The following is a 24,730-nucleotide window of genomic DNA, read 5'->3' as shown; positions in this document are numbered from 1 at the left end:
ACGTACCCGCGGCTCACGGAATTGTTCGCCGCGAGAAGTGGGCCAACTCGGATTTGAACCGAGAGCCTCCACCTTATCAGAGTGGCGCTCAACCTGATTGAGCTATTGGCCCGCGCTGCATCCCACAGTTGCGCAGTGGTACGTTTAAACGTTTCTTTCTCCACCCCCAGTGAGAACCGCTAGCGAGCGCCCGAATCGCCCGTCCCATCGTGGCCGTCTCGAGGCCCGCTCGAGCGCTCGTCGTCGAAGTCGATCGAGTAGCTCTCACTCGAGCCGGTGTCGACGGTGTAATCGTCCTCGTTCAGGTCGTAGGTGTCGCTGGCCGCCGACGACCGGCCGGTCGAACCGGCCGCCCCGGCGTCACCCTCCGCGTCGGGAAACCCGAACGTCCAGACGTTGCCGGAGACGAAGCCGTCCATCTTCCTGTCGGCGTAGGGGACGACCACGAACCGCTTGAGTGCCTTCCGGATCGGAATCCGCGTGATCGGGATCACGAGCAGGAAGCCGACGAGGTCGGTCACCAGGCCGGGCGTAAGCAGGAACGCCCCCGCGGCGATCAACAGCGCGCCGTCGAGCAGTTCGTTCGTCGGTGGCCGCCCCGCTGCGAGCGAACGCTGCATCTTACCGATCGTCCGCCGGCCCTCCGCACGAACCAGGAGCATTCCGACGAGTCCCGTCAGGACGACGAGCAAGATCATCGCGACCCAGCCGAAATCCGTCTGGCTCACGACGAGTGCGAGCAACACCGCGTCGAGAAACGGAATGAGCAACAGCGCGAAGAGCCACCGGAGCATGCCCGTCAGTAACCGCTCGAGGGTGAAAACGCTTTACTCTCGGTGCAGCTGTCGCGATGTCGCCGATTTCCCGGCCGTCGATCCCTCGGGTCGCGTCTGCGAACGAAGGTCTTACACCCGCGAGCGCCGACGCCTCGCGTATGGACGAGGAAACCCACGTCGAGTGGCGGAAGTGGGGGCCGGCGGCGTTCGAAGCAGCCGCCGACGCCGACAGCCCGATCCTGCTCTCGCTAACGGCGGCGTGGTGCGATCACTGCCACGAGATGGACGCCGAAACGTACGCCGTTCCGACGGTCGCGGCGAACGTCACCGACGGCTTCGTGCCGGTTCGGGTCGACGTCGACCGCCACCCGCGGGTCCGGGACCGGTACAACATGGGCGGCTTTCCCTCGACGGTGTTTCTCACCCCCGACGGCTCGGTGCTCACGGGCGCGGGCTATCTCGGCCCGGACGGGATGCGGCAGGTACTCGAGAGCGTCCGGACGATGTGGGACGAGAAGGGGAGCGACGCGGGGCGGATTCCGCGCCCGCTCCGGGAGAACGAACCGCCCGCCGGCGACCTCACCGAGGATGCCGAGGCGAACATGCTCGGCCAGCTCAGCGAAAACTACGACGAGGTCGCCGGCGGCTGGGGGACGGAGCCGAAATTCCCGCTTCCCGGTGCCCTCGAGTTCGCGCTCAAGCGCGACCGGGAGATGGCGCTGCGGTCGTTCGACGCGGTCGGGGCGAACCTGTTCGACGAGCACGACGGCGGCTTCTACCGCTTTGCGGCCGAGCGCGACTGGTCTGCCCCCCACCGCGAAAAACTGCTCGACGAGAACGCGGCCCTCGTGCGGGCGTTCTCGAACGCCTACCTCTACACCGGTCGCGAGGCGTACCGTGAGCCGGCCGCCCGAACCATCGACTACCTCACGACGACGCTGTGGACGACCGACGAGTCGGGGACCGGCGCGTTCGCCGGCAGCCAGGCACCCGGCGATCCCGAGAACTACACCCTCGAGGCGAGCGACCGCGAGGAGGCCGGAGAGCCGCCGGTCGACGAGACGGTGTTCGCCGGCCGGAACGCCCTCGCGGTCGACGCGCTCCTGACCTACCACGCCTACACCGACGACGAGCGCGCGGGGCGATTCGCCGAGCGGGCGCTGTCGTCGCTGCGCGAACACCTCCTCGAGGAGGGCGTCACGATCCACTACCGCGACGGCGGGGAGGCGGCGGGGGCGAGCGCGCTCGGAACCCGGAGCGACGGGGACGGCGAGCGCTGTCTGCTGGCGAATCAGGCGCGCACCCTCAGCGCGCTGACGACCGCAGCGAGTGTGCTCGGCCCGGAAACCGGCGCACTCGAGGACGCGAGAGCGGTGGCGGAGGAAACGATCGACCGCCTGCGAGACGGGCAGTCGTTCGTCGACGGACCGGCAACCGGGGCTGGTCTGCTCGAACGGCCCCTTCGGCCGCTCGACTCGAACGTCGAGTTCGCCGAGGCCCTGCTCGATCTGGCAGCCCTCACGGGCCAGGATCGATACCGGGAGGTCGCCCGCGAGACGCTCGAGGCGTTCGCCGGTGCGAGCGACCGGTTCGGGGTTCAGGTCGCGTCCTACGCCTCGGTCGCCTCCCGACTGCTCGAGGGCTCGCTCGTGATTCGAGTCGGCGACGAACCGGGCTCGGACCTCCATCGCGCCGCGCTCCGGATGGCCGACCACGAGAAGGTGGTCGTCCCGGCGAGCGACGACCTCGAGGCGGGAACCGCCCGTGTCGAGCGCGGTGAGCTGGTCTCCGAGACCGCCGGGTCGCCGGAAGAGCTGAGCGAGCGGGTTCGGACGCTACTCCCGTAGCGCGGCGACGCGTTCTCGACCCCGTCGTCCCGTCACCGGGCTATCAAACTACCACAGCGTTTATATCTGCTCGAGCGAATTCGTACCGACATGGCCAGTCTCAGGGACCTCGGACTCTCAGAGTACGAAGCACGCGCCTACCGGGCACTGCTGAGTACGGGCCCCACAACCGCAAAGGAGTTGTCACGAGCGAGCGACGTGCCGATGGGACGGATCTACGACGTGCTCAACAGTATCGAGCAGTACAACCTCGTCCGCAGTCAGACGGCGAGTCGACCGAAGAAGTACGTCGCCGTCGAGCCCGCGACCGCGCTCGATCGGCTGCTCGAGGACAAGCGCCAGGAGCTCGAAGAGAAAGCAGAGCAGTACGAGTCGATCGTCGACGACCTCGCGGACGAACTCGACGCCGCCGAACCCGTCGAGGAGCAGTTCTGGACGGCCGCCGTCGGCCCCGAGGAGACGATCGATCTGTTGCTCGAGCGACTCACCGCGGCCGACCGGGAGATCGTGATGGTCGCGGCCGACCCCTCCCCGCAACTCGACATCCGGACGGTCGGCGAGGACGTCCTCTCACAGCTCGAGGACGCCCTGGACCGGGACGTGGGCGTCGAGGTGCTGTTGAGCCGCGAGCTGGTCGATTCGCTCTCTGCAAACGTCGGCCGGCGCTACCAGGAAACCCTGCAATCACATCCCGATTTCTCGGTACGGACGAACGAGGACGTCACGGGCACGTTCAACATCATCGACGGCGTCGAGGTCTGTATTCAGGTTCCGAACCCCCTCTCCTCGGGAGACGCCTTTGGAATGATCGACCTCAAGGATCCGGAGTTCGCTGCCGACGTCTACGAGGAGTTCCGCCCGCGCTGGGACGAGGCGACGCGGCTTACGTTCTGATCACTCGCCGTCGCCGTTGACTTCCTCGCGCAGCGTCTTCATCTCGACGACGCGCTCGGCGTGAGCGTTGTGCTGGTGGATCGACTCGTCGTTCGACTGGCTCATCGAGATCACCGCGTCGTCGGCGAGGTGGTCGAATTGATCGATCACTCCCTCCGCCATCGCGCGTACGCAGTCCTCGACGAACTTCGCGTCGGCGTGGGCCTCGTAGGTCATGTGGTCCTCGTCGGGCCGCTTCGCGAGGTTGTAGATCCGGGCGCTCATCGAGTCGCGCGCGATGTCGATGATCTCGTTGAGATCGACGTCGGGGTCGCCGGCTGCCTCAACGGTGAGCGTGGCGTGGCCGCGCTGGGAGTGCCCCGGCTGGGGCACCTCATCGAGAAACTGCGTAATGGTGTCCTCGTCGACGTCCAGATCCTCGAGGGTCTGTTTCGCCCGGGCGGCGGACATCCCCTGCGAGCAGGGACAGACGGTCATCCCGACGACGTGGGCGCCGACCTCCTCGCGGGTGCCCTCCTCCGTGGCCGTCGCCGAGGCGATGATGTCGACCGTGTGCTGGGTTTCGCGGTCGGAAGCGGGCGTCTGCTCGCGCTTGACGAACTCGGCTTCCATCGACACCTCCGCACGGGTCGTGTACTTGTGTTTCTCGAGCAACCGCTCGGCGGCGTCGCCGCAGACGTCCTCGACGCGGTAGGCCTCCTCGCGGGTGGCTTCCTCGAGGGTTTCGTCGATGACCTCCATGTTACGGCTCATGTCCGCCCCCTTGCGCCAGGAGGGGAGATCGACGAACACCTCGAAGTCGGCCATGAGGACGATGGGGCGTTTCCCCTCGCGGGCGATCTTGACGAGTTTCTCGACGCCGGTGACGCCGACCTGACTCAGCCCGACGGTGACGTCGGGTGCGGTCGCCTGGACGTCCGGCAACTGGTGGCTCATTGTCGACAACTGGGGACGACGCGTGATTAGGCCTTTCGGAAGGCTTACGCCTCGCCGCTCGGACCCCGGCGACGGTGGTCCCCGCCGTTCTTTAAGTAGTTCTGGTCACAAGGGAGAGCTATGAAGGGCTTTTCGGAGACACAATCGACTCGAGAGGCTTCGCTATCGGATTCTGGTCGCGGTCTCGCCGCGAACGCGGTGTGTGACGCTTCCGGATCGAAGCCGGTGTGAGAGGCAGTGGCACTCGTTTAAGTCCTTCTGGTCACAAGGAAGAGCTATGAAGGGATTTTACGGGGTACGACTGACTCGAGAGCCGTTGCTGTCGCCTCGTCGATGCCCCGAGACGAGCCTGCGTGTGTGAACGACCGACATTCGTTTAAGTAGTTCTGGTCACAAGGGGAAGCTATGAAGGGCTTTTCGGAGGCACAATCGGCTCGAGAGCCGCTGCGACCGACGCTGTCTGCGTCTCCCGAACGGCTGCCTCCGTGTGATCGCTCATCGTCCATTTAAGTATCTCTGGTCACAAGGGGGAGCTATGAAGGACTTTTTCGGCAGGTCGACCCTCTAGCAACGGTAATCAACGCCCACGGTAATTATCAACTTCTGGAGTCGTTGGGACGGCTTTATCAGTCTCTACGTACGACCACCAACCCGTATGCAAGTCGATGGCGGACCGCCCGAAATACCCCTCGAGTCGACACACGCCGAGGACGAGCCGCGGCGGCTCGAGACCCGCGCGGGTGCCGGTTCGCTCACCCGGGCGGCCGCCCAGCGCGACGCGACGGTCCGCCGCTGGGGTGTCGTCACCCCGAGTGCGACGGTCATCGGGCGGGCGGCCTCACCCGAGGAGGATCTCTCCGAGAGCATCCGGCGGCTCCACGACGAACAGCACACGGCGACGGCGGGCCACGCCGGACGCGCCCACCAGCTCGACCGCCTGCGGACGACCCAGGCGCTGTGTAACGCTCTCGAGCTCACCCCCTGGCAGCGCGACCTGGCCCTCGGCATCATGGACGAGATCGATCTCACCGAGTTCGGAAGCCAGCGAGCGATCCCGAAGGTCGCGCTGGTCGTCATCCGCCACGTCGTCGACGTCGACCGTCGCCACTACTTCGGGCTGGACGACCTCGACGCGGCGGCGCTCTCGGCCGATCGGATGGACGACCTGTTCACCCAGTACCGCGCCCACGACATCACCGACGACCGAGCGTTCAAACGTCTCGCGGCCGAGTACGGCCTCGAGACGACCAACCTCAACCGCCTCCGGCGGGTGTTGAAGGCACAGCTCGAGGACGCCGACGGCCTGCCGGCTTACGGCCGGAGCCCGAACCGTGACCCGAACCTGCCGAGTTTCACCGATCGCGAGTTCGAGGATGCGTCGGGCGAGTAACGTCGACGCGCGTCGGCCCGGCCGCCGGCAGTGGGAGCGCGTCGCACCGCCCATCGCTCAGGACCGATTACCGTGAGCGACACGACCGCCGCGGAGACGATTACCGTCTACGCCGACTACGTCTGCCCGTTCTGCTATCTCGGCCACCGGACGCTGTCGGAGTATCGAACGCGTCGAGAGGACCCCCTCGAGATCGACTGGCGGCCGTTCGATCTCCGGTACGACAAACGCGACGCCGACGGCTCGATCGACCACACCGTCGACGACGGCAAGGACGACGACTACTACGCGCAAGCGCGGTCGAACGTCCGGCGGCTCCAGGAGCGCTACGGCGTCGAGATGAGCCGGGAGATCGCGACGGACGTCGACTCCCGGCCCGCTCAACTCGTCTCGTTTGCCATCGGCGAGCGAGAACCGGAGCGGTGGGAGACGTTCGACGCCGCCGTCTACGAGGCGCTCTGGCGAGAGTCGCGTGACATCGGCGACCGGGACGTCCTCGTCGACGTCGCCGAGCGAGCGGGATTGCACCAGCCGGAAACGAGTGTCGGGAAGTTCCTCGAGGACGACGATCTCGCGGCTCGCCTCGAGAGTCGGTTCGCCGACGCCCGCCGGGCCGGGATCACCGGCGTTCCGACGTTCGTCGCCGACGGCCACACCGCTCGCGGGGCGGTCCCGCCCGAGCATCTGGCGCGGCTGCTCGAGGGAACCTGATCAGTCGAGTTTGCCCAGAGCGTCGAAGAAGTTCCCGCGCGGACCGGCGACCGTCACCGGGTCGTCCGCGAGCGTGATGGTCACCGTCTCCGGTGGCTCGAGCTCGCGTCGGTTTCTGCCATCGCTGATCGCGTAGGCGGTGTCGGCGCCGGAAACGTGGAGTTCGATCTCGCTGTCGCTGTCGACGACGAGCGGCGGCATCGGTTCGGCGGCAGCCATCTGCGTGACGACGAGGGCGTCGACAGCCGGGCGGACGAGCGGCCCCCCCTCGCTCAGGTTGTAGGCGGTCGATCCGGTCGGCGTCGCGACCAGCACCCCGTCGGCGTGACTCCCGACGTACGTCTGGCCGTCGACGCTGATCTCGACGCTCGTCCCGCCGCCGTGGCCCCGTCTGGGCCCGTGGACGACGACCTCGTTCACCGCCGACTCGAGCGTCCAGTCCCGAGCCGTCGCCTCGAGACGGGGGATTTCGTAGCCGCCGACGGTGCCGGTCGTCCGCAGTTCGTCGACGAGTTTCGAAACGGTGTCGACGGCGTCGGCCGGCGGGACGGCGTTCAGAAAGCCGACCTCACCGAGGTTGACACCGAGGATCGGCGCGTCGCCGGCCTCCCGGGCAACGAACAGGAACGTGCCGTCACCGCCGATGCTCACCACGAGATCGCAGTCGTTCATCGCCGCCACGGGGACCCCCTCGACGTCACCGAACGCCGGTGCCGTCGCCTCGTCGACGACGACGCGAGCGCCGGCCGGCTCGAGTGCTTCGGCGATGTTCGCGGCGAGGCCCTGTGCTCGGTCGTTGTTCCGCTGGGCGACGAGTCCGACGGCGGCGTCCATCGTCGCCGGCTACCCGCCGTATCGGCAAAAAACCACCTGCCGTCGGTCGTCGGGACGAGAATCCGACGTCGACGAGTGTCGATTCGTACGAGAGTTTCCCAGACCGACTGTTTCGCCGGCTGGTGGCCGGGTAACTTCTCGTTGGACCCCTGTTTGGAGCCCATACTTTTCAGCGCCAGCGCCGACATCGGTGGCCATGGCCGACAGAACGACTACCGAGGAGACGATGACCCGCCCGGAGCTCGCCGCCTACCTCGAGGAGCTCGCCGCCGAGTTCGAGCGCGGGGGGGAGGAGATGGCCGTTACCGTCGGAAACAAGACGGTTGCACTCCACCCACCCGAGAGCGTCGACGTCTCGATCGACGTCGTCGAGCGCTCCTCGATGCTGCGGGGCGAACGCGAGACGATCGACATCGAACTGAGCTGGAAGCCGTAGATGGCCGTCGAAGACGCGGTTCTGATCTTTCTGCTGAGCCTTCTCGTCGGAGCCGTCGCGATCCTCGTCGGCGCGCGGTTGATCGTCGACAGCGACGCCGGTATTGCGAACGCGACGCTAACGGCACTCGTCGGCGCGGTCGTCTGGGCGGCCTCGAGCCTGCTCGTCGACTGGATCCCGGTCGTCGACTGGGTCCCGATCGTCGGCGTGCTGTTGATGTTGCTGGCCTGGGTCGCCGTGATCCACTGGCGGTATCCCGGCGGCTGGGCGACCGCGGTCGGCATCGGCTTCGTCGCCTGGCTGGTGGCGGTGGCGATCGTCTACGGGTTCGCACTCCTGGAGATTATCACCCCGGAGGCGCTCGGGATCCCCGGCGTGTGAGCCGATCCGAGGGTCGACACCCGACGGTGATCGCCGGGATCACGACAGAGACGTCCGCTACAAGTACAGTAATGTCCTCGCCGGTGATACCACGGGCCAAATGCGCCGTTCGATCGTCGTCGCCGTCGCCGTACTCGCGATTGCGTTCCTGTTCGTCGGCGGTCCGTCGCTGCTCACCTCGCCGTCGACCAGCGACGTCGCCCCCGAAGAGGAGGAGCAGCCGACGCCGGAAGTCGTCTCCTTCGAGGACTCCGACAGCGGGTTCTGGGCGTACCTCAACGCCCGCGAGGCCCACGAGAAGCGGAGTCCGATAAACGTCGTCGTCCGCGGCGACACCGACGAAGTCGTCCGCCTGCTGGTCGAAGAGGGCGAGGGCGACTGGGTCGAAATCGACGAGGACGAAGCAGACGCCGAACCCGAGACGTACTCGTTCCTCGCCGACGAGGGCCACCACGCGACCGGCACCGAGTGGGGCGAAGCTGCGGGAACGACCCGGTACGCCTGGATCGATCCCGGCGACGACGACCCCTACTGGACGACCGAAACCCTCCAGCTCGACGACGGCGACTACTACGGCGAGCGCACCCACATCCGGCTCTACGAGAGTCCGAACCCCGACGACCAGTGGGTCGCGATGCAGACCCACCACGAGCACTTCGACTGGTTCACGCTCCGTCACCGTGTCGACGGCGTCGAAGCCGCCCAGCTCGCGGTCGAATCCGAGTTCATGGCGCTGCCCCAGACCGACAACCAGACCGACATCCGGCGGATCAACCTCGAGAACTCCGGCCCCTCCGACTCGGACGGCTGGGCCACCGTCGTCGATCTCCTGGGAATGATCGTCGTTCCCGCCGTGGGCGGCCTGGCGCTGACCGCGAGTGCGGGCTCGAGCGTCGGCAAATCTCGCCAGCGGACCGACGAGCCCGAGGAGCTCGCACAACTCACCGACGTCGATCGTGCCCGGCTCCAGGCAGCCTACGACCGCCTCGAAGCCCGCCACCTGATCCTCGCGGCGACGATCCTCACGCTGTTTCTGGGGGTTCGGATCGCCGGCGTCGCCCTCGAGCGCAACGCCTCGTTTCTGTCGATGCACGCCATCGCCGCGCTGCTCTACCCGGTGATCGCGGTCGGGATTCCGATCGCGACCTACGCCATCGCGAGCGGCCTCGAGCGCCGCCTCGACGCCGCGATGGTCGCCTCGCTCTCGCTCGCGGTCGCGATCTGGATCGACTACGGGTTGCTGGGCGTGGACTCGCTGCCGGTCGACGTCGTTTTCCAGCGGATCCTCGTCGTGGCCGCCCTCGGGTTGATCGCCGGGGGCGCGGCCCGCCGAGCGACGCGGGACTCGCGGTTAAACGACATGCTGATCGCCGGCGTCGGGATGTGGGCGCTCGTGCTCGTCGGGACGCTGTTCGGCTACTTCTGAGTTCGCTCGAGTTGACACACCGCTCGCGCGGATCGTGTCTACGTCGACGGGGAGGCGTCGGCCGCCGGCACCGAAAACGGGCGACGACCGGTCACGGGCGCCACCCCGAACGGCCTGTCGTGATTCTTTACCGGTTATCGCTCGACCGGGGCTGCGATCACCGGCAAACCGACATACCGATTCGTCTCAGTCGAATCGCGACACCGAAAACGCCTCGAGCGAGCGGTCGACCGCCTCGCCGCGGACGAGGTCGGCGACCTGCTTCCCGCTGTAGGGACCCAACTGGAGACCGGTCGGTCCGTGACCCGTCGCGAGGAACGCCCCGCTGACGCCGGGAACGGAGCCGAGCACTGGCAGTCCATCGGGGGTGACGGGACGGAGGCCGACGCGCACCGACTCGAGTTCCGCGTCGGCGAGTCCGGGCGCAACGCGGAGCCCCTCCGCAAGCACCTCGCGAACGCCGTCCGCCGTGGGTCGTGGATCGAAGCCGGAGCCGGCCTCACGCGTCGCGCCGATCGCGACGCGACCGTCGTCCCACGGAACGATGTAGTGGCCGCGGTAGGCCCCGACGATAGACCAGTCGCCGGTGGACTCGCGTCGCTTCGCGCCGCCGTCGGCGTCCGCGTTGGGGAGCCGAAGGTGGGCGATCTGCCCGCGTTTCGGCTCGACTGGAACCTCGAGGCCCAGCTGCTCGCCGAAGCTGCTCGACCAGGCTCCGCCCGCGACGACGACGCGGTCGGCGCGGACAGTCTCCCCGGCGGCCGTCCGAACCCCCGCGACCGAGCCGCTCTCGAGGAGGATCTCCGTGACGTCCGCGGTTTCGGCCGTCAGCCCGTGAGCCCGACCCCCCGCGAGCAGCGCGTCGGCGAACACCCGGCCGTCGACGCGACCGGCGTTCTCGTAGTAGAACGCGCGTTCGACCGACGACAGCGGCGGGAACCGCTCGCGGGCCGCCGCGCCGTCGAGCAGCTCGACGCTCCCGGGCTCGGGCGTTCCGAGACGCTCCTGTCGGGCCTCGAGTCGGGCGTACGCCTCGTCGAACGCGTCGACCTCGTCCGGATCGATGGCGACCGAAAGCAGCCCCGGCCGTTCGTAGCTCGTCGGCCCGCCCGTCTCGCGCTCGAGTCGCTCGGCGAGGGTCGGATAGTAGTCAACGGCGGCCGTTCCGAACTCGAACCAGGTGTCGGAGGCGGTTCGGCTGCTCGTCGCCGGCGAGAGGATTCCCGCGCCGGCATCCGTCGCGCGGCCCTCGTCCGCTCGATCGAGAAGAAGCGCCTCGGTGCCGGCTCGCGCGAGGTGGTACGCGGTCGACGCGCCGACGATTCCGCCGCCGACGACGACGGCGTCGTAGCTGCTCATACTCGAAGAGCGAAAGCCGATCGAATAACGGTTGGGGCGGCGGTAACCGACGGCCGTCGCTCCCCGATAGCCGGTGGCTGGACGTCGTCTCACTCAGTCCCGGCCGTGGCGGGTCACACACTGCGAGAGCCCCACGATCTCGACGGGTTCGGAGTTGTCGGGCGAGTAGACCACCATCTGGCCCTTCTCCATGTAGGGCACCTTCGACTCGAGGCTGCTGGGGATGTTGACGCTCTTGATGGCGTCCTCGTCGCCCAGATTCAGGACGACGGTCGTATTCAACTGCTTGAACACCGCGTCGTCGATGTCCTGGGGGTCCTGGGTGATGAGAAAGAGGCCGAGCCGTTCCTTGCGGCCCTGTTTCGCTGCCTCGGTGAACTTCCGGATCACCTTCCCCGCCTGGACGCTGTCGGCGTCGGTGAGGAAGTTGTGGGCCTCGTCCATCCCCAGCACGAGCGGCGTTTCCTTGATCCGCTCGTAGGTGGGATCGTTCGAGAGCTTCTGGTCGATCAGCAGCGAGGAGAGCGCGAGCACGACGGCCTCGGTCGCCCGCGAGTCGTTGATGTGGTAGGTCGGCACGACCGTGAGCCCGCCGGGGCGGACGAACTCGTGGACCAGATCGGTGATCGGCCGGGCGTCCTGGTCGAAGACGTGGCTGAACCCGAAGATCCGGCGGCGGACCGCGTCGAACGTCGCCTCGTGGACCCGCCCCGACTCGTCGAGTTCCTCGCGCAGGGCCGGGTCGTCGAGGAACGTCGTGAACTCCTCGTAGGTGCCGCCGCGGCCGAACTGCTCTCTGAACCGCGGCAGGAGCACGCTCACGAGCGCGCCGTACTGGTTGTCGTTGAGGCCGCTGCCGGCGACCAGCCACGGGTTGTCGTACACCATCGAAAAGGGGATGGTGAACTCGACGCACTCGGCGCGGTGGTGGCCCGCGGCGTAGGAGGAGGTGCCGATTTTCGGGACGAACGCCGTCGTATCGTCGTGACCGCCGTGGGCGATCCCCTCGCGCTCGAGCCGTCGCGCGAACTCGCTGTCCAGATCGGGGTTGTCGTCGTGCATCTGGGCGTACTCGTCCTGGGGATCGAACTGGACGACCGCCGCCTGGGCCTCGCGGCCGCCGTCCATCGGGTACGTCCGCGCCTCGCTCAGGTACTGCCGGAGGATGTTCTTCGCGCCGTGGGTCTTCCCCGATCCCGTCCCGCCCGCGATCAGCGTGTGCCGGAAGACGAGCGGGTCGCCGGCTTCGTAGTCGTCTTTGAGCCGGTAGTCGATCGTCGGCGGGGAGGCGGCGGTCCGAACTTTCTCGCCGCCGACCGCGAGGTGACCGAGGAAGACGCCGTCGTCGGGCATCTTCAGCCCGGTCTTGATCTCCTCGGTTTCGGTCGCCTCGCGGACCACCGTCTGGGGCTTGGGAACGCGGTCGGTCATCCGGCGTTTGAGTTCCCCGTCGTCCTCGTAGAGCACGGCGACCGGATCGAGGCTCGCGACGAACTTGTAGTCGGCCTCGTCCGTCGTGTCGAACTCCTCGCGCATCGCCCGCCGGGCGTAGATTTCGGTGGCGTCGTCGGTGTGATACTGCTGGGCGTACTCGAGACCCGAGATCCGACAGAACAGCGATTCGCCCGCGTGTCCGACGGCACGCTCTGAACCGGCGGCAGTCGCCGCCCCGTCCGGATAGGGCGCGAGCAAGTAGGTGCCGATCCGAATCGCACTTCGGTTGCCGGTCGTGACGTACGCCCGGAGGGTCGTCTCCTCTTCGTCTTCGGCGACTCGAAGCCCCTGTGAGACACAGAGCGTGCCGATCCCGACGTCGTCGCCCCGCGGCGAGACGTCCATCGACTCGAATTCGTCAGAGTCCGGGTCCGAGGCCACCTGATCGTCGTCCGGCGACTCGGCCTCTCCATCGTCCCCAGTGTAGCTGCTGAAATCACCCAGATCGGTCATACCCAGGATATCCGACGCGATCCTCAAACCCGTTTCCCTCCGCCCGGCCACACGTCAGGGGAAACAGACCGTCCCTGTGTTAGCTGGACGACGACAGTAGCGAAACGAGAACAGCCTCCGAACCGTCGGTGAAACGCGGCCAGTCGCTCCGACACCCGGTGTTACTCACGTGCGTCCGGCGCCGCCACCACGTTGGCTTCGGCGTCGTACTCGAGGAAACCCGCCGCTTCGAGCGCCGGAAGGTCGCTATGGCGGAGCGAAATCGCGAGGCGGTCGCCGTCGAGCGCCGACTCGTCCGCTCGAGCGGCGACGGCGTCGGCGAGCGCAGACACGGAGACGGCGCCGGACTGCTCTGAGAGCGCCGCCAGCACCGATCGGCGACGGCCGCTCGCGAGCGTCCGGCATCGGCTCGCCGTCTCCGACTCGAGCGTCGATCGTATCCACATCCGCGTCTGGGGGTCGTCGGTGAGCGAGACCCGCTCAGTCTCCGGGTCCCACGCGACGAGATCGTGATCCGCAAGCTTCGGGAGGTGGCTGTGATAGAGCGAGACGCCCACGGTCGTCCGTTCGAGGTCCTCCCCTATCGAAATTTCACCTCCCTGCTCGCGTTCGATCACTCGTTCAGCCAGCTCCGATGCCGACATCGACTCCATCGATTCCAGGAGAACCGAGACGACAGTCCAGCGACGCGGGTGGGCGAACGCTTCGAGAGCGTCCGACGGGACGTCGACCGTTCGAAGCGCCGGGTCGCGTGTCCGGTGGAGGGGAGCGTCTGAACTCATCGCAACACGGTACACACGGGAGCGACATAAGCCCCGATCCAAAACAGTTTGGTAGTAATAGATCATGGTGTTAGAACGTCGTCGATAGCTCTCAGCCGATACCGCCGTGACCGAACGGGTTGAGTGTCATCGATCCGGCTATTCTGGCGGGACGGATTCGGGAAGGACGCGCGTCGAACGGAACCCGACAACGGCCGCAACTCGTTTCGCTGAACGTCGAATGGAGTGTCGTTTCCAGAGGCCAGTCACGATCCGCTGAACGATCGTAAAAAGAACACGCGATCGATCCCCGCGTCTTTTTCCGTCGTGAACGCGTACGAATTCGGTATGCTTCTGGTACGCGGACGGGCAGGTGGCACCGAACTCACCGGTACGCTGTACGAACGGGGTGAACGCGCACCGTCGTTCCGCGGTGCCCCCGACGAGGACGCCGCGTACGTCTGGGTTTGCGACGAGTTCTACGAGGTCGATAGCGGCGGAACCACCCAGTTCGTCGGCGATCGGGAGGTCAACCTCGCGTTCGAGTCACCGATGCCCCGCGGGTTCGACACCCGCGATCAGGCTCTCGAGGCGGCCCGCGAACACGTCCGCACGCAGTTCGCCCGGATCGGCGTCGACCGCACCGAGGTCGAACTCGAGGTCGAAAAGGGAGAGCCGGAGCCCGAAGTCTGACCGCTCATACGGTCCGTCGTAATTCTGTGCCGGTGATCGCAGCCCCGGTCGAGCGATCGCCGGTAAAACGTCATACCGATCCGTATCAGGCGAACTCATCGCCCCAGCGACGGTCGTCGTACGTTCGGTCCTGGCTCGTCTCGAACCGCTGCTCGAACGCCTCTCGCAACGACTGTTTCTCCGCGCCGCTGATCCGCGCGAGTTCGTCGGCCTTCTCGACGATTCCCGGGGGGCCGTGGGAGACGGCGACGTCCTGTAGCAACTGTTTCGTTAGCCGTTCGCGCAGGTCGAGGTTGCGAGTAAACGCATACGGCGCCTCCACGCGGTAACAGAGGTCGTCGCGCGGGTCGTAGAGGACGAAGAACGTCACCTCGTAGTTCTCGAGATCCAGCCGCCGCTCGACCCCGAGCGCGTCACCCTCCGTCGAGAGCGGGCGGTCGACGCCGCCCCGCGAGCGGAACCAGCCGGTGTAGGTGAGCGCGTCGGTGTCGCGCTGCCAGCGGTCGCCCTCGACGTCGTCGACGTACTCGCCGCGCTCGAGCACCCGCGAGAAGAACGCCGAGTCGTCGGTCCAGGGCGCCTCGAGCCCCTTCGCCTTCACCGCCCGCGTGAGCACTCGCGTCGCGGGGTTCTTGACGAAGCCGACGAGCGGAACCTCCCGTTCGACGAACGTCTCGACCAGCCGAACGTAGTTCTCGAGGACCGTCGCCGGCCGCGGGTCCTCGAGCAGGAAGTCGGCGAGGTCGGGGTGCTGGTCAGCCCATCGCAACAGGCCGCGCGGATAAAGCGGGCCGTCGAGGACGAGCAGATCCGAAACGCTCGAGGCGTGCTCGCGGGCGTGTTCGCTCTCGGCGAGATAGAGCGAGAGCGCGTGAACGACGCCCTCGGCGAACCGCGGCAGCGGCGGCACCTTCACCGCGCGGCTGCGGCTGTACCCCTCGTCGAAGCGATCCCAGCGGTCGTCGACGCGTGCGGTTTCGTCGTTCGAGTGGACCGTCGCGACGACGCTCCGGGAGCGGTGCAGATCGAGGTCCGTCGGCGTTGCGCTCATCGCCGCCTGCGCGATGTCGATGACCAGCCCGTTGCGAAACGTCGTCGGATTGATCGTCCCCGCGTCGAGACCGTGCTCGGTCGGGAACGGCCGCTCGCAGAGCGCGACGTCCTCGCAGTTGACGAGGTGTTTCGAGACGCCGTCGATCGGCTCGAGTATCGTTCGCCCGTCGTGGACGAGCGGGTCGAGAAAGTCCCGCCAGACCGTCTCGGCGAACGCCCGGTGGTCGCGTTCGTCCGCGCCGTGGTCGATCCGTCGCGCCAGTCGCGCGATTCCCTCGAAGTGAACCGGATCGAGTGTCATGCCCGTCTCCTCCCAGCCCACCGAGAAAAATCCCGCGGTGCGGGTTAACTCGAAGGCGGGTAAAAATGTATCAGAAGGGTTATGCGACGGTGTGCGGAGTGTCGAGTATCCGATGTCGAAGCGAGCGCGAGGGACCGGCGACGCCGAGGGCGACGCGATCAACTGGCGCCAGACGACGACCGGCGTCACCGTCTACGACGAGGAGAATTCCGACGCGTGGGTTCACATGGAGTTCGAGGCAGGCGTCGCTCCGGAACACCGACCCTACATGATCTGTCACGACTGCGGAAGCGTCCTCGCCCAGCGGGGAAAACCCGGAAACGGGACCCGCTGTGGGGAGTGTGGTGCGGTGTACTCTCACGATCGATAACTACCGGGACAGCCGTTCTCGGACCGTCGTGCGACCGGTGCCAGCGAACCGAACCAGTCGTTTCCGTCACGCGTGGATTTATCACTATCAGGTACTATTTTCCGGAATGAGTAATGGTGTCCGGACTGTCCGTGCGCGAGCGAGAACCGGCGCACGTCCTCGTCGTCGCGGGGACCGAGAGCGCCATCGATGAACGGCTCTCGCGTATGGATTCGGCCTGGCGAGTCACCACCGAGCGAGGCTCTCGAGCGGGTATCGGCCAGTCGGTAGACTGTCTCGTCGTCGACACGAGAACGGTCGACGACCGCCGCCTCAAGGCAACCGTGAACCGCGCTGACGCCCCAGTTCTCGCCGTCGTCACCGATCGCGACGACGCCGTCATCGCCCTCGACGACGGTGTCGACGACGTGTTCATCGGTGACGGTACGGGCGAACCGACGCTGCTCGAGAGCCGTATCCGGTCGGTCCTCGAGTCGGGTTCCCGCCTCGAGCGAGGCGGGGAGGCGGCGACCGCCAATTCGGCTGCGGCCAACCGCCGCGAACGGGAACTTGGGCGCCAGCGCGAGCGACTCGCGGTGTTACACCGGGTACTCAGACACGACGTTCGAACCAGCGCCAACCTGCTGCTGGGAACGGCCGACTTCGTCCGCGAGGGAATCGGCCGCCCCGACCAGCGGGCGGACGAGATCGAAGAAACCGCGGCACGGATCGTTCGCCTGAGCGATACCGTCCGCCGGCTTGCCGACGCGATCGGTGACGATACACCGACCACCCACGTCGATCTCACGGCGTTGGTCCGGAACCGCCAGGCCGCGCTCGCCGACCGATTTCCGTCGGCGACGATCACGACGTCGATCCGGTCGGGCGTGACGGTCAGAACGGACGCCCACCTCGAGGCTGCCTTCGATCACTTGCTCGAGAACGCGGCGGTTCACGCCGACGATCCCGCACTCGGCGTCGGACTCGACATCGACGCGAACGCCGCCGTCGTCACCATCTGCGACAACGGCCCCGGTATCCCCACGAGCGAACTCGATGTTCTGGAAGACGGCACCGAAACCCCGCTCGATCACTCGAGCGGGCTCGGGCTGTGGGTGTCGACGTGGATCGTCGACGCCGCCGGCGGCTCGATCACGTTCGACAGCGACGACACCGGAACGACGGTGACGGTCCGTCTCCCGCTGGCGGCGCACGACGGGGGCGGGACGATCGATCGTGAGACCACCGGTTCGGAGGGGAACGTCGGTGACCGTCGCCTCGACGGCGTCTCGAACGATAGCTAGTTACGCCGCCGGGGTGACCGCTCGAGTATGGAGGCGGCTCTGCTCATCCTCGACGGCTGGGGACTCGGAGACGGGACGAACAGGGACGCGGTCGAGGCGGCGCACACCCCCGTGTTCGACAGACTCTCGAGACACGGCGCCGCGGGACGACTCGAGGTCGCGGGCCGGCGGGTCGGGCTCCCCGACGGCCAGATGGGGAACAGCGAGGTCGGCCACCTGAACATCGGCGCCGGTCGGGTCGTCCACCAGGAGTACACCCGTATCTCGGACTCGGTCGCCGACGGCTCCTTCCGGGAGAACGCGGCGATCACCGGGGCGTTCGAACACGCTCGAGAGCGCGGCGGCCGCGTGCACTTTCTCGGCCTCGTCAGCGACGGCGGCGTCCACTCGGATCACGAACACCTCCACGCCCTGCTCCGGATGGCCGCCGACGGCGACGTCGAGGCGGTTACCCACGCGATCACCGACGGCCGAGACACCTCGCCGACTGGCGGGGAGGGCTACCTCGAGACGCTCGAAGACGTTATCGAGGACGTCGGCACCGGCCGCGTTGCGACCGTCTGCGGGCGCTACTACGCGATGGATCGCGACCAGAACTGGGAGCGAACGAAGCGGGCTTACGACGCCATCGTGAACCGGGACGCCGAGTTCACGGCCGAAACCGGACTCGAGGCCGTCCGGGACGCGTACGACCGCGGCGAAACCGACGAGTTCCTCGAGCCGACGCTGGTGACAGGCTCCGGAGCGAACGGAGAGGGGGCGGACGACAGCGCTGAGCACAGCTCAGCTGGCAGCCATCTCGCGCTGCAAGATGGCGATGCGGTCGTCTGGTTCAACTTCCGCTCCGACCGGGCGCGCCAGTTGACCCGAATGCTCGCAGACATCCGCCCGGAGGACTGGCGCGGCGAGTTCGAGACGCACCCGCCGGAGGTCGAGGTCGTGATGATGACCCAGTACGACAGGACGTTCGACCTCCCCGTCGCGTTCCCGCCGAACCAGCCCTCCCAGGTGCTGGGCGAGGTGCTCGCCGACGCCGGAAAGAGCCAGCTTCGAATCGCCGAGTCGGAGAAGTACGCCCACGTCACCTACTTCTTGAACGGCGGCCGCGAGGTCGAGTTCGACGGCGAGAGCCGCGAAATCGTCGACAGCCCGGACGTACCCACCTACGACCTGCAGCCGGAGATGAGCGCCCCCGAGGTGACGGAGACGGCGATCGACCGCATCGAACGCGACGACCCCGACGTGCTCGTGCTCAACTACGCCAACCCCGACATGGTCGGCCATACCGGCGACTACCGCGCCGCCGTCGAGGCCGTCGAGGCCGTCGACACCGAACTCGGCCGACTCGTCGAAGTGCTCGAGTCCCACGGCGCACACGTCATCGTCACGGCCGACCACGGCAACGCCGACGAGATGGGCACCGAGGAGGAACCCCACACCGCCCACACGTACAACGACGTGCCGTTCGTCTACGTGGGTCCCGACGGAACGAGTGGCGGGAAACGCGTCCGCGAGGGCGGCACGCTCGCCGATATCGCACCGACGCTGCTCTCGCTGATCGGCGTCGACCAGCCGCCGGAGATGACGGGAGAAAACCTGCTCGAGTAATATTATCACCCTACAGGCGACACACGAAACCGTGACCGACCTCGATTCGATCCGGCCGGCCGCGCTCGCGGACGCCCCGACGCTGGCGCGGCTCTACCGCGACGCCTACGCGACGAACGTCGAACTCGGCTTTCGCTCCCGCGCGGCCGAGGCCGACCGGGCCACCCTCGAGCGCTGGATCCGTGGGGCACGGCTCTACGTCGCCGTTTGCGAGGACAAACTCGTCGGCGCCATCCGGTATCGCGCGGCGGGGAAGTACGACGAGGACGCCCCGGAGTTCGGCCGTCTCGCCGTTCCGCCGCGAGCGCGCGGGGCCGGCGTCGGCGGCGCGTTAGTCGCCCACGCCGAGGGTCTCGCCCGACGGGAGGGCGCCGACCGCATGCGACTTCGAACGTTCGACGGCCACCCGTTCCTGCCGGCGATGTACCGTCGCCGGGGGTACGAGGACGTTCGAGTGCGCCCGCTCGAGTCGGCACCGTTCGACGTGTTGCACATGGAAAAGCGGTTGTAGCAGCGGCGCGGGTGACAGACAGTCGACCGTTTTTGCAGCTACCTCGCGCCTTTAGGTGGGTTCGCTGCGAGGGGGCGACCATGACGGACGACCACCGCTTCGCGACGAACAGCGTTCACGCGGGTCACGAGCCGGATCCGACGACCGGGGCGCGGGCGCCGCCGCTCTACCAGACGACCTCCTACGAGTTCGAGGACACCGACCACGCCGCCGCGCTGTTCGGCTTAGAGGAGTTCGGCAACATCTACTCGCGGATCATGAACCCGACGAACGCGATGTTAGAGGAGCGGATCGCCACCCTCGAGGGCGGCGTCGGCGCCCTCGCCACCGCCTCGGGGATGGCCGCCTTCGATCTGGCGACGTTCATCCTCGCGGACGCCGGCGACAACATCGTCTCCTCCTCGTCGCTGTACGGCGGCACCTACACCTACCTCACTCACACCGTCGAGAAGCGCGGCGTCGGGACGAAATTCGTCGACACGCTCGACTACGACGCCTACGCCGAGGCGATCGACGGCGACACCGCGTTCGTCCACTTCGAGACGATCGGCAACCCCGCCCTGGTGACGCCCGACATCGAACGGATTGCCGATATCGCGCACGACCACGACGTGCCGCTGTTCGTGGACAACACGTTCGCGACGCCCTACCTCTGCCGGCCGCTCGAGCACGGCGCGGACCTCGTCTGGAACTCGACGACGAAGTGGATCCACGGCGCCGGCTCGACGGTCGGCGGCGTGCTCGTCGACGGCGGTACCTTCCCGTGGGAGGACGGTGACTATCCCGAACTAACGGAACCCAATCCGGCCTACCACGGCGTGAACTTCTACGAGACGTTCGGCGAGCAGGCCTTTTCCATCGCCGCCCGCACCCGCGGCCTGCGGGACCTGGGCAACCAGCAGTCGCCGTTCGACGCCTGGGTCACCCTCCAGAGGCTCGAGTCCTTACCGCTGCGCATGGAGAAACACTGCGAGAACGCCCTCACGGTGGCCGAGTTCCTGGAGGCCCATCCCGAGGTCGCGTGGGTCACCTACCCCGGCCTCGAGAGCCACGAGACGCACGCCGAAGCGAGCGAGTATCTGGACGGCGGCTACGGCGGGATGATCACGTTCGGGCTCGAGGGAGGGTACGATGCGGCAGAAACCGTCTGCAACGAGGTCAATCTGACGAGCCTGCTGGCGAACGTCGGTGACGCGAAAACGCTGATCATCCACCCGGCGAGCACGACCCATCAGCAACTCACGGAAGAGGAGAAACTGGCCAGCGGCGTCACCGACGACCTCGTGCGGCTCTCCGTGGGGATCGAAGACGCAGACGACGTGATCGCGGACCTCGAGTCGGCGATCGACGCCGTCTAATCGGCGGTCGAGGCGTCCCGGTACACCGTGTGCTCGACCAGCGTCTCCATCGCCCGCCGGAGCCGCTCCGAGGCCGCATTTTCGGAGATTTCGAGCCGATCGCTTAGTTCCTCGAGCGAACTCCCGCGCGGAATTTCGAAGTAGCCGCTCTCGAGGGCGGCGACGAGCGCCTCCCGCTGGCTGTCAGTCAACCCGTACGTCGACTCCGGCATCGAGTCGGCCTCCTCGTACAGCCGGTGGAGATCGACGCCAATCCCGTGATCCGAACAGAACGTAAAAAACCGGTCGACCGAGTCCCGGCTCGGGAACGCGACCTGGAACGACCAGCCTTCGTGGGTCGCGGTGAGCTCCTGGATGACGCTGCCCTCGTCGACGAGCAGCGGGTAGATGCTCGTCTCGAGCCCCTCGTCGGCCAACTCGGCCCGGTAGAGACGGCTATCGCCAACGTCGGCGACCAGCGACGACCTCGCAACCGTGGGATCGTCCTCGAGTGCGGACTCGAACGCGTCGAGGCCGTCGCCGTCGGCCCAGATCAGAAGGCGAATCCGGCTGTCGTCGATCGCGTCCGATCGCTCCCAGGTGAGTTCGACCTCGGGCACCCGCTGAAGCGTTTGCCGCAAGACGGGGTGATCGAGGCGGAATTCCACGATGATCATTCTCATGTTGCCGAGAGAAAGCAGGGTATTTGACGGCTTCGTCTTGCGATCCGGTCGCATAGGATAAATGGCAGGAGTATTCCCGCCACAGCTACATCAGAAAAATTCTGGTTAGTAAGAACGATGTATATTCCGATCGAGTCTGTTCATCTCACTACTGTCTTTCGGCTCCTCAAGAACCCTCGACGCCGCTTTCTGTGTTCGTTCGCGCTCGAAGGGAAGGAGGAGGTCTACCACGTCGACGAACTCGTCGAGGCGCTGGTCGAACACGAGCATGAGCGCTCTGACGCAGACGAAGCGACAGTACGCCGTCGGATCGCGATCGAACTCCGCCACAGTCACCTTCCCGCCCTCAACGACGCGTCGGTACTCGAGTACGATGCGCGAAGTGGTGACGTCAGGGTTCGAGACACGAGCATCGCGACCGAGACCGCGAAGGCGATCGAGGTAGCACCGTCGCGGATAGACCCCGTCGCGACCGACCGATAGCGCTCGAGAGGTGGTAGCGAGCCGCCGGTCAGACGATCCGATTTCGCATCCCCTCGAGATCGCCCGCCCGGAACCGCTCGTAGTTCTCGGAGAATATCTCCGCGACCCGGTCGTAGTACTGCGGCGTCGACCCCGCCATATGCGGTGTTACGAGCACGTTCGGTAGATTCCACAGCGGCGACTTCCGTGGAAGGGGTTCCTCCTCGAACACGTCGAGTGCCGCGCCGGCGATCCGCCCCTGCTGGAGTCCCGCCACCAGCGCGTCCTCATCGACGACGCCGCCGCGGGCGATGTTGACCAGCACCGCCTCTGCGGGCATCGTTTCGAGGGCGGCGCCGTCGATCAAGCCCCGCGTGTCGTCGGTGAGCGGGCAAGCCAGAACGAGGTAGTCCGCGCGGCGAAGCACCTCGTCGAGTTCCTCGGACGGGTAGACCTCGTCGGCTGCCGCGGGCGCGCTCGAGGGATCCCGTTTGGTACCGATGACCGTCGAACCCACGGCGGCGGCGAGTTCAGCGACCCGCCCGCCGATCGCCCCCAACCCGACGACGCCGACCGTCTTGCTCGCGAGTTCGCCGCCCTCCGATCGGAGCCAGACGCCGTCGGTCTGGCGGTCCCGCGCCGTGAGTAGTTCGCGTTCGAACGAGAGCATCGCCCCCAGGACTTGCTCTGCGATCGGCTGGGCGTGAACCCCCGCGGCGTTCGTCAGGACGATCCCCTCCTCCTCGAGGGCGTCCAGGTCGTAGTGATCGTAGCCCGCGCTGATCGCCTGTACCCACTCGAGGCGGGCGACTACATCAGGCCATTCCTCGGGGAGGCGCGTCGTCAGCGCGATGGTCGCCGTCTCGAACCCCGCTCGCGTCTCCGCAGGGGTGTCCGCGATCGAAAGCGAGAGCCCGTCGAGAGACGAGAGCGCGGCCTCGAGGGTGGTTTTCGTCTGACTCGAGTAGGCGTGTGGGATCAACAGTTCGTGGTCGTGGTCCATCGTCCCTCCGATGCACCGCCGGATAGTTCGCTCTTTTCGTTGGCTGGCGGGATGCCGGACGACCGTCCCCGTTGTCGGAGTCGCGGCGACTAAGCCGCCGGGGGCCGACGGCGTGGATATGGCTGCGAGCATACTGCCGGCCGAGACGGCCGATCGGATTCGGACGACCTGCAGGACCGCCGTCGGCGACAGTCTCCGCTCGATCACCTACTTCACGCGGGACGACTACGAACAGCTCTACCTGCGGCGCGATCTGGCCCGCGACGCCGACCTCTCGACGTTCATCGGCCACGAGTGGCGCGGGTTCAAGACCACGCAGACGGCGTACGAAGGATCGGAACTGGGGAGCTATCGGTACACGATCCGGGTGTTCAACAACGGCTTTCTCGTCCGCGTCACGACCGATCGCGAGGGGGTTTTCGTCACGACTGACGGGCTGACGATCCGGGATTTCGAAGAGGTGGCGACCGCGGTCGGGACCGTTCTCGAGCACCGAACGCGGAACTGATACCGACGAGGCGGCAATCGAATCAGTCGCTGGCAGAAATCGAATCGAAGGAGCCGCGATCGGACGAGTCGTCTCGGTCAGTCTCCTCGAGTGCGGAGCCGACGGGAAGGCCGCTGCGATGTGAACCGGTTCCGAGAAGGCGTGCGAACCGTCGCTGTTCGGCGACGTACTTATCCAGAGCCATGCCGCCGCACAACGGCGACGGCCCACGTAGTTATGGTGCTCGAACAGCCTCAAAACGAGGGCTTAGTTCGACGGAACGGTTTCGGGCGACCCCAGCCGATGCGTAATATCCGATTACGGCCGCCAAGCGAACGCCAGGTGGCGTGTGCGAACGGACGCCGCAGGGTCCACTCGCCGATACTATCGGGCGAGCGTAACACCCTTCTCTCGCGACCGCGACCGTCCCGTCATGACCGAGTTCCCGGCCGCCGTCGACCGCGCGCTCGAAACACACGACTCGTTCGCAGCCGACGACGTCGGCTACAGCCTCGAGACGACCGTCTTCGAGACGACCGTCACCGCCGCCGATGCACCGGGCGAGCGCGACGGTCGGTTTACCCTCGTCGTCACCCTGCCGTCGCTCTCCGCGGCCACCGCAGACCTCGTCGACCCGGTCGTCGAAGACGGCTGGTTCGAGACGCTCGAGCGCCGCCTCGCCGACGTCTTCTCGGTGGCGCACACGACGAGCCACGAGGAGCCACGGATCGACCGCGAGGACGATCGGGTACGGGTGACCCTCGAGTACGTCGCCTGGGACGCCGGCGAGGGGGTCGACGACGCGAAGACGCTCATCGAGTACGTCGAGGGGACCTACGCACAGGGGATCATCCCCGGCTACGAATACCGCGGCGAGGCGGCGACGTTGCTCGAGAGCGCTCAGCAACGCGGCCAGCGGGCGGCGGAGAACGGCGGCGGAACGCCCCTGTAGCTCAACGAGTGTTACCGACGCGTCGTTCGAGAGCCGCCAGATCGGACGACGACCGGCGCTAATCCATCGCGATGTACGTCTTCGTCTCCTCGACGCCGTCGAACCCCTGAATTCCGGAGGAGGACGTCTTGAGCACGTCGTACACCTCCTCGGTGTCGACCTCGACGATAATATCGAATTTACCGGCGACGATGTGAGCGCCCTCGACCGACCCGAGTCCCTGGATCTCCTCGAGGAGCTGTTCCGACTGTCCGGAGGCGGTCTTCACCATGATGTAGGCGTGTACCAT

27 protein-coding genes and 1 tRNA gene are annotated in these 24,730 nt (G+C 66.9%); 16 read left to right on the top strand and 12 right to left on the bottom strand.

From position 1 onward, the window contains the following. Positions 1 to 38: 38 nt before the first annotated feature. Together AC6I6S_RS11590 and AC6I6S_RS11585 are read right to left on the bottom strand one after the other, a co-directional pair. Positions 39 to 112: transfer RNA gene (locus AC6I6S_RS11590), tRNA-Ile, on the bottom strand. Between the two features lie 67 nt (positions 113 to 179). Continuing rightward, on the bottom strand, positions 180 to 794 hold the full coding sequence (locus tag AC6I6S_RS11585) for an FxsA family protein (RefSeq protein ID WP_497950266.1): 615 nt from the start codon (positions 792 to 794) through the stop codon (positions 180 to 182). Between the two features lie 140 nt (positions 795 to 934). On the opposite strand from AC6I6S_RS11585, the gene AC6I6S_RS11580 reads away from it, so the two are divergent. Both AC6I6S_RS11580 and AC6I6S_RS11575 read left to right on the top strand, forming a co-directional pair. Beyond that, a complete protein-coding gene (locus AC6I6S_RS11580; protein ID WP_497950265.1) occupies positions 935 to 2,623 on the top strand; it encodes a DUF255 domain-containing protein in 1,689 nt (562 codons plus the stop codon). 90 nt (positions 2,624 to 2,713) lie between these two features. Continuing rightward, positions 2,714 to 3,517, top strand: a complete 804-nt coding sequence (locus AC6I6S_RS11575) for a TrmB family transcriptional regulator (RefSeq protein WP_497950263.1) — start codon at positions 2,714 to 2,716, stop codon at positions 3,515 to 3,517. Here the strand turns inward: AC6I6S_RS11575 and mptA are convergent, their stop codons facing one another. Further along, on the bottom strand, positions 3,518 to 4,453 hold the full coding sequence (gene mptA, locus AC6I6S_RS11570; protein WP_497950262.1) for a GTP cyclohydrolase MptA: 936 nt from the start codon (positions 4,451 to 4,453) through the stop codon (positions 3,518 to 3,520). It abuts the gene before it with no gap. A 655-nt stretch (positions 4,454 to 5,108) separates the two neighbouring features. Here mptA and AC6I6S_RS11565 point away from each other — a divergent pair. Together AC6I6S_RS11565 and AC6I6S_RS11560 are read left to right on the top strand one after the other, a co-directional pair. Then, positions 5,109 to 5,843: a DNA-directed RNA polymerase subunit epsilon gene (locus AC6I6S_RS11565; RefSeq protein ID WP_497950261.1), complete on the top strand. Its 735-nt coding sequence runs from the start codon at positions 5,109 to 5,111 to the stop codon at positions 5,841 to 5,843. 72 nt (positions 5,844 to 5,915) lie between these two features. Further along, positions 5,916 to 6,554, top strand: coding sequence for a DsbA family oxidoreductase (locus AC6I6S_RS11560; protein WP_497950260.1), 639 nt, complete (start codon positions 5,916 to 5,918; stop codon positions 6,552 to 6,554). On the opposite strand, the gene AC6I6S_RS11555 is transcribed toward AC6I6S_RS11560, so the two are convergent. Further along, positions 6,555 to 7,388, bottom strand: coding sequence for an NAD(+)/NADH kinase (locus AC6I6S_RS11555; protein ID WP_497950258.1), 834 nt, complete (start codon positions 7,386 to 7,388; stop codon positions 6,555 to 6,557). 196 nt (positions 7,389 to 7,584) lie between these two features. Here AC6I6S_RS11555 and AC6I6S_RS11550 point away from each other — a divergent pair, with 196 nt between their 5' ends. From AC6I6S_RS11550 to AC6I6S_RS11540, 3 genes are all read left to right on the top strand, one after another. Beyond that, on the top strand, positions 7,585 to 7,824 hold the full coding sequence (locus AC6I6S_RS11550) for an amphi-Trp domain-containing protein (RefSeq protein ID WP_497950257.1): 240 nt from the start codon (positions 7,585 to 7,587) through the stop codon (positions 7,822 to 7,824). Further along, positions 7,825 to 8,205, top strand: coding sequence for a hypothetical protein (locus tag AC6I6S_RS11545; RefSeq protein WP_497950256.1), 381 nt, complete (start codon positions 7,825 to 7,827; stop codon positions 8,203 to 8,205). A 100-nt stretch (positions 8,206 to 8,305) separates the two neighbouring features. Further along, a complete protein-coding gene (locus AC6I6S_RS11540; RefSeq protein WP_497950254.1) occupies positions 8,306 to 9,631 on the top strand; it encodes a hypothetical protein in 1,326 nt (441 codons plus the stop codon). Between the two features lie 186 nt (positions 9,632 to 9,817). Here AC6I6S_RS11540 and AC6I6S_RS11535 read toward each other — a convergent pair whose 3' ends face one another. From AC6I6S_RS11535 to AC6I6S_RS11525, 3 genes are all read right to left on the bottom strand, one after another. Beyond that, on the bottom strand, positions 9,818 to 10,990 hold the full coding sequence (locus tag AC6I6S_RS11535; protein WP_497950253.1) for an NAD(P)/FAD-dependent oxidoreductase: 1,173 nt from the start codon (positions 10,988 to 10,990) through the stop codon (positions 9,818 to 9,820). Positions 10,991 to 11,083: 93 nt separating this feature from the next. Beyond that, on the bottom strand, positions 11,084 to 12,937 hold the full coding sequence (locus AC6I6S_RS11530) for an ATP-binding protein (RefSeq protein WP_497950252.1): 1,854 nt from the start codon (positions 12,935 to 12,937) through the stop codon (positions 11,084 to 11,086). A gap of 161 nt (positions 12,938 to 13,098) precedes the next feature. Beyond that, the gene (locus tag AC6I6S_RS11525) at positions 13,099 to 13,719 is read right to left on the bottom strand and encodes a DUF7344 domain-containing protein (RefSeq protein ID WP_497950251.1); all 621 of its coding nucleotides are present in this window, start codon (positions 13,717 to 13,719) and stop codon (positions 13,099 to 13,101) included. Between the two features lie 327 nt (positions 13,720 to 14,046). Here AC6I6S_RS11525 and AC6I6S_RS11520 point away from each other — a divergent pair, with 327 nt between their 5' ends. Continuing rightward, complete coding sequence (locus AC6I6S_RS11520) at positions 14,047 to 14,391, top strand: DUF7113 family protein (protein ID WP_497950249.1); 345 nt, start codon at positions 14,047 to 14,049, stop codon at positions 14,389 to 14,391. A gap of 85 nt (positions 14,392 to 14,476) precedes the next feature. On the opposite strand, the gene AC6I6S_RS11515 is transcribed toward AC6I6S_RS11520, so the two are convergent. Continuing rightward, positions 14,477 to 15,745 (bottom strand): DNA double-strand break repair nuclease NurA, encoded by a 1,269-nt coding sequence (locus tag AC6I6S_RS11515; RefSeq protein ID WP_497950248.1) that lies wholly within the window; start codon positions 15,743 to 15,745, stop codon positions 14,477 to 14,479. A gap of 112 nt (positions 15,746 to 15,857) precedes the next feature. Between AC6I6S_RS11515 and AC6I6S_RS11510 the strand changes: the two genes are divergently transcribed. The 5 genes from AC6I6S_RS11510 (at position 15,858) to AC6I6S_RS11490 (ending at position 20,875) form a co-directional block, all read left to right on the top strand. Next, positions 15,858 to 16,115 carry a hypothetical protein gene (locus AC6I6S_RS11510; RefSeq protein ID WP_497950246.1) on the top strand — a complete coding sequence of 86 codons (258 nt, stop codon included), beginning with the start codon at positions 15,858 to 15,860 and terminating at the stop codon, positions 16,113 to 16,115. Between the two features lie 131 nt (positions 16,116 to 16,246). Beyond that, a complete protein-coding gene (locus AC6I6S_RS11505) occupies positions 16,247 to 17,398 on the top strand; it encodes a sensor histidine kinase (protein WP_497950244.1) in 1,152 nt (383 codons plus the stop codon). A 27-nt stretch (positions 17,399 to 17,425) separates the two neighbouring features. Continuing rightward, the gene (gene gpmI, locus AC6I6S_RS11500; RefSeq protein WP_497950243.1) at positions 17,426 to 19,006 is read left to right on the top strand and encodes a 2,3-bisphosphoglycerate-independent phosphoglycerate mutase; all 1,581 of its coding nucleotides are present in this window, start codon (positions 17,426 to 17,428) and stop codon (positions 19,004 to 19,006) included. Between the two features lie 31 nt (positions 19,007 to 19,037). Further along, positions 19,038 to 19,517, top strand: a complete 480-nt coding sequence (locus AC6I6S_RS11495; RefSeq protein ID WP_497950242.1) for a GNAT family N-acetyltransferase — start codon at positions 19,038 to 19,040, stop codon at positions 19,515 to 19,517. An 80-nt stretch (positions 19,518 to 19,597) separates the two neighbouring features. Next, positions 19,598 to 20,875: an O-acetylhomoserine aminocarboxypropyltransferase/cysteine synthase family protein gene (locus AC6I6S_RS11490; RefSeq protein WP_497950241.1), complete on the top strand. Its 1,278-nt coding sequence runs from the start codon at positions 19,598 to 19,600 to the stop codon at positions 20,873 to 20,875. Here the strand turns inward: AC6I6S_RS11490 and AC6I6S_RS11485 are convergent. Further along, positions 20,872 to 21,531: a helix-turn-helix domain-containing protein gene (locus tag AC6I6S_RS11485; protein ID WP_497950239.1), complete on the bottom strand. Its 660-nt coding sequence runs from the start codon at positions 21,529 to 21,531 to the stop codon at positions 20,872 to 20,874. The genes AC6I6S_RS11490 and AC6I6S_RS11485 overlap by 4 nt on opposite strands. A gap of 123 nt (positions 21,532 to 21,654) precedes the next feature. Here AC6I6S_RS11485 and AC6I6S_RS11480 point away from each other — a divergent pair, with 123 nt between their 5' ends. Continuing rightward, positions 21,655 to 22,020: a DUF7344 domain-containing protein gene (locus tag AC6I6S_RS11480; RefSeq protein WP_497950238.1), complete on the top strand. Its 366-nt coding sequence runs from the start codon at positions 21,655 to 21,657 to the stop codon at positions 22,018 to 22,020. A gap of 28 nt (positions 22,021 to 22,048) precedes the next feature. Here the strand turns inward: AC6I6S_RS11480 and AC6I6S_RS11475 are convergent, their stop codons facing one another. Next, complete coding sequence (locus AC6I6S_RS11475) at positions 22,049 to 23,002, bottom strand: D-2-hydroxyacid dehydrogenase (protein ID WP_497950237.1); 954 nt, start codon at positions 23,000 to 23,002, stop codon at positions 22,049 to 22,051. Positions 23,003 to 23,120: 118 nt separating this feature from the next. On the opposite strand from AC6I6S_RS11475, the gene AC6I6S_RS11470 reads away from it, so the two are divergent. Then, positions 23,121 to 23,510 (top strand): DUF7522 family protein, encoded by a 390-nt coding sequence (locus tag AC6I6S_RS11470; RefSeq protein WP_497950236.1) that lies wholly within the window; start codon positions 23,121 to 23,123, stop codon positions 23,508 to 23,510. A 22-nt stretch (positions 23,511 to 23,532) separates the two neighbouring features. On the opposite strand, the gene AC6I6S_RS11465 is transcribed toward AC6I6S_RS11470, so the two are convergent. After that, on the bottom strand, positions 23,533 to 23,694 hold the full coding sequence (locus tag AC6I6S_RS11465) for a hypothetical protein (protein ID WP_497950234.1): 162 nt from the start codon (positions 23,692 to 23,694) through the stop codon (positions 23,533 to 23,535). 228 nt (positions 23,695 to 23,922) lie between these two features. Here AC6I6S_RS11465 and AC6I6S_RS11460 point away from each other — a divergent pair, with 228 nt between their 5' ends. After that, positions 23,923 to 24,441 (top strand): DUF5813 family protein, encoded by a 519-nt coding sequence (locus AC6I6S_RS11460; protein WP_497950233.1) that lies wholly within the window; start codon positions 23,923 to 23,925, stop codon positions 24,439 to 24,441. A 58-nt stretch (positions 24,442 to 24,499) separates the two neighbouring features. Here AC6I6S_RS11460 and AC6I6S_RS11455 read toward each other — a convergent pair whose 3' ends face one another. Then, positions 24,500 to 24,730, bottom strand: a complete 231-nt coding sequence (locus tag AC6I6S_RS11455; RefSeq protein WP_497950231.1) for an Lrp/AsnC ligand binding domain-containing protein — start codon at positions 24,728 to 24,730, stop codon at positions 24,500 to 24,502.

The organism is Natrononativus sp. DTA114, from assembly GCF_059736515.1.
The sequence above is the reverse complement of the archived record's forward strand: the minus strand, read 5'-3'. Positions and strand labels throughout refer to the sequence as shown.

Bases quoted from the DNA above. Each gene is read 5' to 3' on its own strand.
- AC6I6S_RS11585 (WP_497950266.1), bottom strand. From the start codon at position 794: ATGCTCCGGTGGCTCTTCGCGCTGTTGCTCATTCCGTTTCTCGACGCG.
- AC6I6S_RS11580 (WP_497950265.1), top strand. From the start codon at position 935: ATGGACGAGGAAACCCACGTCGAGTGGCGGAAGTGGGGGCCGGCGGCG.
- AC6I6S_RS11575 (WP_497950263.1), top strand. From the start codon at position 2,714: ATGGCCAGTCTCAGGGACCTCGGACTCTCAGAGTACGAAGCACGCGCC.
- mptA (WP_497950262.1), bottom strand. From the start codon at position 4,453: ATGAGCCACCAGTTGCCGGACGTCCAGGCGACCGCACCCGACGTCACC.
- AC6I6S_RS11565 (WP_497950261.1), top strand. From the start codon at position 5,109: ATGCAAGTCGATGGCGGACCGCCCGAAATACCCCTCGAGTCGACACAC.
- AC6I6S_RS11555 (WP_497950258.1), bottom strand. From the start codon at position 7,388: ATGGACGCCGCCGTCGGACTCGTCGCCCAGCGGAACAACGACCGAGCA.
- AC6I6S_RS11550 (WP_497950257.1), top strand. From the start codon at position 7,585: ATGGCCGACAGAACGACTACCGAGGAGACGATGACCCGCCCGGAGCTC.
- AC6I6S_RS11545 (WP_497950256.1), top strand. From the start codon at position 7,825: ATGGCCGTCGAAGACGCGGTTCTGATCTTTCTGCTGAGCCTTCTCGTC.
- AC6I6S_RS11540 (WP_497950254.1), top strand. From the start codon at position 8,306: ATGCGCCGTTCGATCGTCGTCGCCGTCGCCGTACTCGCGATTGCGTTC.
- AC6I6S_RS11535 (WP_497950253.1), bottom strand. From the start codon at position 10,990: ATGAGCAGCTACGACGCCGTCGTCGTCGGCGGCGGAATCGTCGGCGCG.
- AC6I6S_RS11530 (WP_497950252.1), bottom strand. From the start codon at position 12,937: ATGACCGATCTGGGTGATTTCAGCAGCTACACTGGGGACGATGGAGAG.
- AC6I6S_RS11525 (WP_497950251.1), bottom strand. From the start codon at position 13,719: ATGAGTTCAGACGCTCCCCTCCACCGGACACGCGACCCGGCGCTTCGA.
- AC6I6S_RS11520 (WP_497950249.1), top strand. From the start codon at position 14,047: ATGCTTCTGGTACGCGGACGGGCAGGTGGCACCGAACTCACCGGTACG.
- AC6I6S_RS11515 (WP_497950248.1), bottom strand. From the start codon at position 15,745: ATGACACTCGATCCGGTTCACTTCGAGGGAATCGCGCGACTGGCGCGA.
- AC6I6S_RS11510 (WP_497950246.1), top strand. From the start codon at position 15,858: ATGTCGAAGCGAGCGCGAGGGACCGGCGACGCCGAGGGCGACGCGATC.
- gpmI (WP_497950243.1), top strand. From the start codon at position 17,426: ATGGAGGCGGCTCTGCTCATCCTCGACGGCTGGGGACTCGGAGACGGG.
- AC6I6S_RS11490 (WP_497950241.1), top strand. From the start codon at position 19,598: ATGACGGACGACCACCGCTTCGCGACGAACAGCGTTCACGCGGGTCAC.
- AC6I6S_RS11485 (WP_497950239.1), bottom strand. From the start codon at position 21,531: ATGATCATCGTGGAATTCCGCCTCGATCACCCCGTCTTGCGGCAAACG.
- AC6I6S_RS11480 (WP_497950238.1), top strand. From the start codon at position 21,655: ATGTATATTCCGATCGAGTCTGTTCATCTCACTACTGTCTTTCGGCTC.
- AC6I6S_RS11475 (WP_497950237.1), bottom strand. From the start codon at position 23,002: ATGGACCACGACCACGAACTGTTGATCCCACACGCCTACTCGAGTCAG.
- AC6I6S_RS11470 (WP_497950236.1), top strand. From the start codon at position 23,121: ATGGCTGCGAGCATACTGCCGGCCGAGACGGCCGATCGGATTCGGACG.
- AC6I6S_RS11465 (WP_497950234.1), bottom strand. From the start codon at position 23,694: ATGGCTCTGGATAAGTACGTCGCCGAACAGCGACGGTTCGCACGCCTT.
- AC6I6S_RS11460 (WP_497950233.1), top strand. From the start codon at position 23,923: ATGACCGAGTTCCCGGCCGCCGTCGACCGCGCGCTCGAAACACACGAC.
- AC6I6S_RS11455 (WP_497950231.1), bottom strand. From the start codon at position 24,730: ATGGTACACGCCTACATCATGGTGAAGACCGCCTCCGGACAGTCGGAA.